9 protein-coding genes are annotated in these 10436 nt (G+C 41.7%); 6 read left to right on the top strand and 3 right to left on the bottom strand.

Translation table 11 applies throughout. The annotated features are described in order from the left end of the window. The first annotated feature begins 37 nt into the window (after window positions 1-37). Window positions 38-1132 carry a 4-hydroxythreonine-4-phosphate dehydrogenase PdxA gene (gene pdxA, locus JMX48_RS11945; protein WP_201538085.1) on the top strand — a complete coding sequence of 365 codons (1095 nt, stop codon included), beginning with the start codon at window positions 38-40 and terminating at the stop codon, window positions 1130-1132. 214 nt (window positions 1133-1346) lie between these two features. On the opposite strand, the gene JMX48_RS11940 is transcribed toward pdxA, so the two are convergent. Next, window positions 1347-1901 (bottom strand): hypothetical protein, encoded by a 555-nt coding sequence (locus JMX48_RS11940; protein ID WP_201538083.1) that lies wholly within the window; start codon window positions 1899-1901, stop codon window positions 1347-1349. Between the two features lie 268 nt (window positions 1902-2169). Between JMX48_RS11940 and JMX48_RS11935 the strand changes: the two genes are divergently transcribed. Continuing rightward, entirely contained in the window at window positions 2170-2607 is a 438-nt protein-coding gene (locus tag JMX48_RS11935; RefSeq protein WP_201538081.1) for a hypothetical protein, read from the top strand. 276 nt (window positions 2608-2883) lie between these two features. Here JMX48_RS11935 and JMX48_RS11930 read toward each other — a convergent pair whose 3' ends face one another. Then, window positions 2884-3864, bottom strand: a complete 981-nt coding sequence (locus tag JMX48_RS11930) for a GlxA family transcriptional regulator (RefSeq protein WP_201538079.1) — start codon at window positions 3862-3864, stop codon at window positions 2884-2886. Window positions 3865-3972: 108 nt separating this feature from the next. Here JMX48_RS11930 and JMX48_RS11925 point away from each other — a divergent pair, with 108 nt between their 5' ends. The 4 genes from JMX48_RS11925 to JMX48_RS11910 all read left to right on the top strand — a co-directional run bounded on the left by JMX48_RS11925 (window position 3973) and on the right by JMX48_RS11910 (window position 7858). Then, window positions 3973-4521 carry a cysteine hydrolase family protein gene (locus tag JMX48_RS11925; RefSeq protein WP_201538077.1) on the top strand — a complete coding sequence of 183 codons (549 nt, stop codon included), beginning with the start codon at window positions 3973-3975 and terminating at the stop codon, window positions 4519-4521. Window positions 4522-4599: 78 nt separating this feature from the next. Next, window positions 4600-5514: an MBL fold metallo-hydrolase gene (locus JMX48_RS11920; protein ID WP_201538075.1), complete on the top strand. Its 915-nt coding sequence runs from the start codon at window positions 4600-4602 to the stop codon at window positions 5512-5514. Between the two features lie 602 nt (window positions 5515-6116). Further along, window positions 6117-6980 (top strand): 16S rRNA (adenine(1518)-N(6)/adenine(1519)-N(6))-dimethyltransferase RsmA, encoded by an 864-nt coding sequence (rsmA, locus tag JMX48_RS11915; RefSeq protein WP_201538073.1) that lies wholly within the window; start codon window positions 6117-6119, stop codon window positions 6978-6980. Between the two features lie 41 nt (window positions 6981-7021). After that, window positions 7022-7858, top strand: a complete 837-nt coding sequence (locus tag JMX48_RS11910) for a symmetrical bis(5'-nucleosyl)-tetraphosphatase (RefSeq protein ID WP_201538071.1) — start codon at window positions 7022-7024, stop codon at window positions 7856-7858. A 97-nt stretch (window positions 7859-7955) separates the two neighbouring features. On the opposite strand, the gene JMX48_RS11905 is transcribed toward JMX48_RS11910, so the two are convergent. After that, window positions 7956-10409 carry a site-specific recombinase gene (locus tag JMX48_RS11905; protein ID WP_201538069.1) on the bottom strand — a complete coding sequence of 818 codons (2454 nt, stop codon included), beginning with the start codon at window positions 10407-10409 and terminating at the stop codon, window positions 7956-7958. Between the last annotated feature and the right edge of the window lie 27 nt (window positions 10410-10436).

The following is a 10436-nucleotide window of genomic DNA, read 5'->3' as shown; positions in this document are numbered from 1 at the left end:
ATCAAATATTTATTATAAATATAAAGGTGTCGATATTATGCAAGATACACAACAAAAATTACCACTATTAATTACCACAGGTGAACCAGCGGGTATCGGCATGGACGTTGTGCTGCTACTAGCGGCAGAGCGAAAATTGCAAGATTTTAAACGGCCAATCTGGGTTACGGCAGATAGTAAGGCGATGCAAGCGCGTGCAGATGAGCTTGTGACTGCTGGCGTATTAGACGTTTGTCCGCCTTGGCAAACTGTGGATGTAAATATAGAAGCTGATCATTTTTTGGAACAATTATCACAGCAAACTATAAATAGTGATAATACCTTTATTCTGTTTAACATAGATTGTGCTACGCCAGTCGTTCGTGGGCTCATCGATATTAATAACTCAGCGATGGTGGCAAAACAGCTAGAGGTTGCTCATAAACTGGCAGCAAATAAAACCGTGGCGGCTATCGTTACAGGGCCATTGCAAAAATCTGCGTTGATAGATGCCGGTATCAAACTGCTGGATGGCACCATGTTTAGCGGTCATACCGAGTTTTTTATGCAGCAAAGTGGCTGTGAAAAAGTCGTGATGATGCTAGCCAATCAAGCCATGAAAGTCGCACTTGTGACCACGCATTTGGCGCTAAAAGATATTCCTGCCGCCATCACTGCTGATAACGTGCGCCAAACCGTACAAATTGTCGTCGATGATATGCGTGAAAAATTTGGCTTAATGCAGCCGCGTATTTTAGTGTGCGGTCTCAATCCTCATGCAGGCGAGGGTGGACATTTGGGCGTCGAGGAGATTGAAATTATTAATCCAGTGCTGCGAGAGTTTATCAGGGCAGGTGTGAATATATCGGAGGCGATGCCAGCGGATACGTTATTTACTGCTAAGCATTTGGCAAACTGCGATGCCGTTATCGCTATGTATCATGACCAGGGTTTGCCAGTACTCAAATCGCACGGCTTTGGCGATACCGTTAATTTAACGCTGGGTCTGCCGTATATTCGTACTTCTGTTGACCACGGTACGGCGCTTGATTTGGCAGGGCGTGGCGGCGCGAGTGCTACTAGCTTATACCAAGCGTTATTGATGGCAAATGAGATGGCAGATAGATCGCTTGTCGATGTACCTTTTGCATAAGTCATTGTCTTAGGGGTATTTATCACGCAATACTAGATAATTTTAGTGTCAGTAATGCCTATTCATAAATCATCAAATATGACCTAATATAAGTGGTTCCATTATACCAGTCTGTTATAAGTGGTCTATTAATACGTTTGAGGCGTGAAATAGCTGGTTCCCTTGGGGTATAGGCTAAATATAGTAAGTTCAAGTTAGCTCAAACGCTGATTACCTAAAACAACTCTGATGTTGATATTCTAAGTACATCAGATTTACTTAGCCAAATACCTTTAGAGCATTTTATACCACTAAGATAATTTTTAAGGTACTCTATAAAACTAAATCCGGTACATTCAAATGTATCGTCACCATCACAGTAGTGCCAAACTTGTAGTTCTGGATCTGTCGTATAAATAAAATAATAAGACGTTTCATTCAATCGACTAAAAAAGTAAGGTTGACCATCAAGATCTTTTTGAGTAATAAAACCCTCATCAACTAGTTCTGGTTGCCACCATAAGTTGATACTCATATGAACTAAAAATGTTGTCTCATCAGAACGATTATTGTATTTATTGAATACAAAAAAGTCATCCATAAAAAGGCCTCCAGAGCATTTACCAAAAGTCTGTAACCAAAGCCTGAAATCCCCTTTGGCTTCTATGTTTAACTTCTCCGTATAAACATCTATTTCTTCATTTTTAAGTCCATCAATAGCATTTATATCTATGTTCCAACAAATATCTTTACTAATGTATGGCATAAACTGGTCGATAAACTCATTCATTTTATAATTCCAATTTTCAATAACCTATGGATTCTTTGATGTTGATTCCTCAAATATCTAAATCATCATTTTAGATAGCCTGTTTGAATAATTGCTTAGAATTGTACTACCCCCAATACATAGGTCTGCATGACCCATATTACCGATTTCATAGCTACTGAAGTTACAGCTAATACTAGGAGTTCGATGCCTGTATAGCGCACCGAACATATACTGATAACTCATTGAGTGAATATACCACTTTGAAAATGGGTTTAGAGACTGAATTATGTTTAAAGAAGAGTTAATAGAATTTCTATTGTCTACCGAGAACTTCAACGAGCTTGGTGAATGGTATATGTCTGATTTTGATGATAAGCATGTCCAGGGTATCAATTATGAGCAAGGCTATCCTATGCTAGAAGACTGCTGTGAGGTCTGGATACAATATCCGGAGTATACTTGGGAGTTAATAGATATTATGGGTAGTATAAGAAATATAATATCAACCAATACATTCCCAGATATTTTTATTGAGAACAAACAAAATATCTTAGCTATCTATTTTGATACTGAAAATAGAGTTCGAACTATAATTAGTAGAGTTCACGAAGGGGTTAATATTGATGAAAAGTTAATTGAAAATTCTATAGAGTCAGGAATCAAGGATGAGAAACTTATGTTTTCTAAGCTTTTCTACCGTTCTAATATTAACTGGTCTGTTTGAACAGTGAGATGCTTGCAAATATACCCCTAAAATCCTTTTTGCACCCATAACAATGCTTACGATGAATAAAGATGATGTTATCTACTACCAAAAGCTCACTGCATGTACACAACGAAGTACACCGCTGGCACTTCAATAACTCAAACCATTGCTATAATTATCCTACAGCCAAGAACTCAATTCCTCACTAGGGGACCGAATAAGATTTAGGGCAACCTCAATGGTTAGAAAAAACAGTCATAAGCATACTTTTAACTCAGCAACCGCCTAAACCTATCATTTTTTATTCGTATTGAATCTCCGTCGATACTCGCTAGGTGTCAACCCAACAATGCGCTTAAATATCTTACGAAACGCACTGACATCACTATAGCCCACCTTCCACGCAATTTGCTCAACAGGCGTTAAAGAGAACTGGAGAAAGTCTTTGGCACTACCGATGCGTAATCGTTGACCGTATTCTGTTGATGTCATCCCCGTCGCCTTATGAAAACGACGCAGAAAAGTGCGCTCCTCTAACTGCGCACAATTGGCTAGTGTGGACAAATCAATATCCTGCGCTTCTGTTTTTTGCAACCAATGCTGCACCTTTAATATGGCGGTATCACCATGCGTGAGGTTGGGTGAAAAAGCACTGTAATAGCATTGTTCACGTCTTGAGGGATCAATCAATAACGCACGAGCCGTCTCATTCATCACCTGTGAGCCAAGAAAGCGATCAACCAACCGTAATCCTAAATCTGTCCAAGCCATCGCGCCACCAGCGGTCACAATATCACCGTCTTCGATAATAATGCGATCCACATCAAGCGCCACATCAGGAAAACGGCTTTTAAAGCTCTCTGCATAACCCCAATGCGTGGTTGCTTTGCGTTTAGAAAGTAGTCCTGTTTCAGCAAGTAAAAAAGCTCCAGCACAAACGGATGACATTATCACACCTGATGAATGCTGATCTCTCAGCCATTCTAGCCAAGGCGCTGCTGCTGGTTGTGTAATCGGAGCCTCTAACGTTGGCGGGATAATAATAGCCGCTAATTGTCCAACGCTATCAGGATCGCTAGAAAAAGTGCAAATAGGCTGCAAATCAGAGTCTTTAACCTCCCAGTGACTGACCTGTAAAGGCAGTTCGGTTGTATCTTGACGTTTGGCGGCAATCTTACTGGCAACCACCAATAAATCAGTCAGCCCAAGGACAGCCGCCATTTGTGCTTTTTCATAAACGACCAAGCCGATTTCGATAGCATGTTTTTGATTCATTTGTCGTTATTAACCTCTTATGTGTCGATGTAGCCACTCGTTAGTGTAGCACAGTGCTTGTAAAATGTACGTCTACACACTCAACTCCATAAACAAAGAGGCACTACCATGAACACACAAGCACTTATCGTTGTAGACATTCAAAATGAGTATTTCCCACAAGGTAAATTATCACTCGTAGGCATTAATGAAGCCGCTGATAATGCCGCTTTGGTGATTGAGTCTGCCAGACAAAAAGGCCATACCGTCATTCATATTCGCCATGAAATGCCATCTGCTGATGCACCGATTTTTACACCTGGTACCGATGGTGTGGTGATCAATGAGAAAGTAAAACCTGTAGAGGGTGAAGCCGTCGTTGTTAAGCATTATCCCAATTCATTCCGAGAAACCTCTCTTAAAGATCTGCTTGATAAAGAAAGTATCAAAGACGTTACCGTGATTGGCGCTATGAGCCACATGTGTGTGGATGCAACCGTTCGTGCTGCAGTAGACTTTGGTTATACAACCACTACGGTTCATGACGCATGTGCCACGCTTGATTTAGAATTTAATGGAACGATAGTACCCGCAGCACAGGCTCATGCCACTATCATGGCAGCGATTGCGTTTCTATATGGCGAAGTGGTTGATACCCAGACTTGGATTGCACGTTAATCTAAAGTAATTAAGCAAATCACGATTAACTCGTCAAACAGATTTATCAAATAGACTCTCATCGAAAAGGTAGACATTATGAAGATAGCGAAATTTTTGACCAGCACCACACTGTTAAGTGGCGCGATGTTTTTAACCGCCTGTAGTACTTTTTCCAGTCCAACCGTCAATACCAATGCTGCAAAAGAAACGGCGACCCATACCGTGCAATTTCAGCAAATCCGTAATGCCACGATCAAGCTTAATTATGCGGGCACCACTTTTTTAGTGGATCCTATGCTAGCGTCTAAAAACGCTTATCCAGGGTTTGAAAATACCGTGCATAGTGAAATCCGCTATCCAATGGTAGATCTGCCAATGTCTGTTGAAGAAGTACTTAAGGCCGATGTGATTATTTTAACGCATCTACATGCCGACCATTGGGATCCAGCGGCACGCAACCTCGTCCCTCGTGACATGCCAATCTTTACCCAAGATGAAGCCGATGCGGCAACTGTACGTAAAGATGGTTTTACCGATGTCAGAGTATTAACTCAGCAAGGCGTTGTGTTTAAAGGCACTAGAATCAATAAAACCATTGGGCAGCATGGTACTGATGCAATGTACAAAATACCAGCCCTTGCCGAAGGACTTGGTAAGACGATGGGTATTGTGTTCCAAAAGTCAGGCTATAAGACCGTTTATGTAGCAGGCGATACCATTTGGGATAAGGAAGTAGAGAATGCGCTTACTCGCTATAAGCCTGATGCGGTCGTCCTGAATACAGGATATGCGAAGATGACTGGTTTTGTCGATGATTCTATCATTATGGGCAAAGACGATGTATACCGTGCGTATCAATTCTCTCCTAATACTCAGATAATTAATGTGCACATGGATACGGTCAATCATGCCACGCTAACAAAGGCAGAGCTGCGCCGCTTTATCGAGGAAAAACATCTGGATAAACAACGTGTGCTTGTTCCTAATGATGGTCAAACCTACAAGTTCTAGCACTGATTCTAGACAAATCGTTTTTCAATTCTTCCTTGTGTGGCAATACCCAAAGTGTGTTGCCACACATCATCAATACGGTATAACTGAGATCGTTCTTGGTCATGATAAATTCCGATTAATAAGCTTAGTTTACTTTTACGGTTTCTTTAGCATAGCTCAAAGTTATTTTCTTTGTCTCTATAGGTTTGGGGTAAAAGGTTCGAATACGTAGCATTCCAACTTTCAAATTGTATATGAGCAATATCTGATACATCGTCCAGGTTTGCCTTACGTGTAAAAAACATGTGGCACTCCATCGTTAAATATTAGAGTAATACCACAGGGTAGCAAAATGCATCATTTGATGTCTCTAAACGTTCCCAAGATTGTCTAACATTAAAGCTCCTTCATCAAGTCGCATAAAGAAACGTTATATAAAATAATTGTAGATTCGAAAAAGCCAATAATTTGATTGCATTAAAGTATGGATGCTTTATCGATAATAATATTTCAAAAATACGTCCTAATTATGAGCTGTGCTATAATTCATTTTCATAAAAAAAGCACGTTGTTGCGACAGCGCTATAGCCCACTTATCATTGATACATTAAGACTCTTTTATGTCCAAAACTCCGTTTGATGCTCAAACCATTTCCAACAGCTTAAAAGCTGCCAAACACCAACCGCGTAAACGCTTTGGTCAAAACTTCTTACATGACCGTAGTGTTATCCGTGAGATTGTTGAGAGCATTCGTCTAGAGCGTGATGATAATTTAATCGAGATTGGCCCCGGTATGGGCGCGCTGACTGAGCCATTATTGGCCGAAGTGGATGCGATGACGGTGGTGGAGCTGGATCGTGATTTGGCAGATAGCTTACGTATTCGCATTGGTGCCAACAGCCATCCAAACTTCGAGATTATCAAAGACAATGCGATGCACGTTGATTATCGTGATCTCTATAGCGAAGAGCGCGGTAAGCTACGCGTGGTAGGCAATCTGCCTTATAATATTTCTACGCCGATATTATTTCATTTGCTCAATTATGCCGATGTGATTCAAGACATGCATTTTATGTTGCAAAAAGAGGTGGTTGAGCGTATTACGGCTGATGTTGGCAGCAAAACCTATGGTCGTTTGTCCGTCATCATGCAATACCACTGCGATACTGACTATCTGCTAACAGTGCCTCGTGGCGCATTCAATCCACCACCAAAGGTGACCAGTGCTGTTTTTCGACTGACGCCGCATATTAACAAGCCAGTCGTGGCAGAAGATGAAGCGTATTTTGCCATTGTAGTACGCGAAACTTTCAATCATCGTCGCAAGACGCTACGTGCAATTTTTAAGAATTCGACCTTACTACCAACACTTAGTGAAGAGGATTTTTCTGCTTGCAGTATCGATCCACAAGCACGTCCTGAGACATTGAGCGTTAAAGATTTCGTAAGTTTAAGCAATCGTGCACGGCACTTAGAAGTATAACGAGTCTTTTATCATTCTCACATCTAAATCACTGAGGTATTATGAGTTTTCGTCATCAGTATGTCATCGGTGATTTGCAAGGTTGCTATGCTGCCTATCGCCAATTGCTCAAAATATTGGATTTTGATCCAAGCCAAGACAAACTATGGTTTGCAGGCGATTTGGTGGCACGCGGTGAGGACTCATTAAATACGTTGCGTGATGTCAAAGCACTGTGTGAGCAGGGAGCAGCTGCGACGGTACTTGGTAATCATGACATTAATTTGATTGCCGTATGGCGCGGGGCGACCAAAATCAAGAAAAAAGACAAGACCGCACCAATTTTTGCTGCTGATGATTGTGATGAGTTGCTGGAATGGTTGCGACATCAGCCAATATTGGCTTATCCTGACGAGCATACTGTACTCGTGCATGCGGGTATTCCACCGCACTGGAGTATCGAGGCGGCAGCGGAATATGCAAAGCAGTTAGAAGAACAAATGCAAAGCAGTTTAGAGCAGCTAGATCGGTTGTTGCCAAACTTATATAGCAAGAGCGCTGATGACTGGCACCCAAATATTAGTGGTTTCACTAAAATGCGAGCGATTGCTAATTATTTTACCCGTATGCGCTTATGCAAGCAGGATGGCACACTTGAATTTAGCTTCAATGCAAACATAGATGAACCAATGCCAAAGGATTTTTTGCCTTGGTTTGAATGGTACGTACCGCGCACTCGAAAGATATTGTTTGGTCATTGGGCAGCGTTGCAAGGGAACGTTGATCTGCCCCATGCTCGTGCGCTTGATGGTGGCTGCGTTTGGGGCAATTATCTAATGGCTTACCGATTGAGTGATGGTGAAGTCATAACGTCAAGTGCGCAATGCCCGAGTCCATGATTGTGGACTCTAGATGATTAGCTGAACACAATTGATTGACATACCACTTTAGCGATCATGAAAACCACTAAGTTATCAAAACCACCAAAGTTGCCAGTTAGCTTGGCAACTTTGGTGGTTTTTTAGGTTTCGGTAGTGGCGTTTTAGCGTCTCCATTCGCTTTGCCATCAGGGCCATTAGGATTTAATCCATCATCAATTAATTGACCAGTATCGCTATCAGAATTATTGAGCGTTTTGGTTGCTTGGTCATACTGAATGTCATCGGTATAAGGCACGCTGTTTAACTCTTCATCTACTAAACCATCATCAAGATCCACCACTTTGGTCGGAGAGAGGTGAGGCTTTGTATTATCGCCCTCAGGCTGATTGTCATAGTATATATCTGTCTTCGTTTGCGTGTTTTTTGAGCTTGCTTGCTTAGATTCAGGCAGTATTCTGACATCAGACAATCGCCTTACTACATAATTACTCGGTAATGTTTTTCCAACTTTTTGCATTGAGGTATCATCAAATATCATGTGCCCTTGGCTATCGATACGTGCATACTTCATTGGTTTGTCACGTGGCCAAAAAAAGTCAGAGGGATGGCTTATAATATGTCCAAACACTAACTTTGTGAGGCGACTCCATTCGAAAAAACGTACTTCTTTAGAGCGTAATGCGACAAATAATGCTAGCGAGAAACTGACCATGAGATTGACAATACCAATAAGTGCCACGCCCAGTATCGAGACTAAAATAACACTCCAGCTTATTTGATCGGCAGACAGATTGAATAATCCATGTGCTAAGTTTGCTGAGGCAAAAGCAATGTGGCGAATATCAATCGGCAAGCCAAATATAAAGCCAATAGTAGCGGTACTACCGAGGAAAACCCCGAATAAAAAGTTACCCATGATTGCGCCCAAATTGGCTTCAATAAAGTCGCCTAGACGCTGAAGCCATGACTTGGGCAATATAAACTTGAGCAGTCTGTGACGCTGTATACGCGCGCCTACATGGTTATAAACCGCTAGATTGTCATAGTAGCCTGCAATCAGACCTGACAAAAACAAATACACACCAGCGATAGCCGCGTGGGGGAGCGCTAACGAATGGAACGGATCAAGGTCATGAAGTAAGTGTTCCGCTTGTTCAGTATCAATCATCGACACGCCCGTATATTGTAGCCAGGCAAAAGAGATGATAAGCGCAACGGGTATCGCCAGCATAATGTTACCCATGATAGCGATAAATTGAGTACGTAAAATATCGACAACCAATTCTGATAATTTAGTCAATTGATGTGACTTTTTACCAGAGCCCTCAGATATGGTAGAGGCAATGGCCGCCGCCGTCATGGCTGGCTGCTTGGTCGCCACTGTGCCATGAATGACATGGATAAATACGAAGCCTAAACCATAAATCATACTATTGATAAAAGCTCGGCCCATCGGTGCGAGTGCCAAGTTATATGCCAGTATTTTGGTAGTGGCCATAAAAGCGATAACAAAACCACCAATAGAAGCTTTTTTAAACATCTGACGATAGCCAGCTCTATCGGTACTAATATAATGCTCACCAACACGACTGGCGTTTTCAGTGACTTTGCGCGAGAGTAATTTGGTATTGTTATCAATTAAATAGCCGATACTATAGCGGCGATTGGCAGTGGTAATCAGCGTTTGTATCAGCTCAATCACAGCACGATCACGCTTTTGATGATTCTCTGTCACCAGCTCCGTTAAGATGCGTATACGTTGTAAGCTTTGATCTAACCGCAGCATCATATTGGTTAAACGAATAGAGATGCCAGTTTTGTAAATACGTTTGCGCACAGTCGCAACGATATCTTCGCATTGCTCAACCATAACCAATAAAGGCGCAGGATCAACCGCATGCTCAGGGGTAATATCCGTCAAACTATCAAGCTCGTGTGCTTGCCTGTATTGATTGACAAAGAGCACCGCTTCTTGATTTTGAGCCACGAAAGAGGCTGAATAATTCAATATCTGTGGGTAGGATTCCATCAAATCTGGATGCAGGCCGATACCAGTGATACGATAAGATAAAATAATAATAGCGTTTAAAATACTGTTTTTGACAGTAGCCACCAAGTCTAAGTGCTTCTCTTCTACTCTAATTAACGCAACCAGCTCATCCCATTTTTCTTTTTCAATATTGGCGAGCCAACGTTCATCAGAGCGGTTACTAAATAAATAACCGACCAGCTCAACGACCGAATCCTCTTGAGGCAATAGCGGTAAAAACCGATGCCCAATTAAACGGCGTAAACTGTTAAAGAACCCTTGATCTGACATGATGCCAGTATCGGTATAAAGGGCGATTTGACGGTATTCGATAATCAATTTTAAGACAAAGCTAGAGAGCCCATCTCCATATTCTGGATGCTGACGAAGCACATCAATCAGTGATTCAATGTTTTCATTGGCTAAAGCGGTTTCCTTTTCACCCACTCTTAGCTCATCTATTAAGCGTTTGAGCACTGCTGGATCAGGCACATCGCTTAGCGCTGTAATCTGCTGCAAAATGTGTTTTAATTCTGACACGTCACATCCTTTATAATAGTTATTTCG

The sequence above is a fragment of the Psychrobacter immobilis genome (assembly GCF_904846225.1).
Taxonomy (GTDB): Bacteria; Pseudomonadota; Gammaproteobacteria; order Pseudomonadales; family Moraxellaceae; genus Psychrobacter; species Psychrobacter immobilis_F.
Note: the sequence above shows the minus strand (reverse complement) of the source record. Positions and strands in the feature narration are given on the sequence as shown.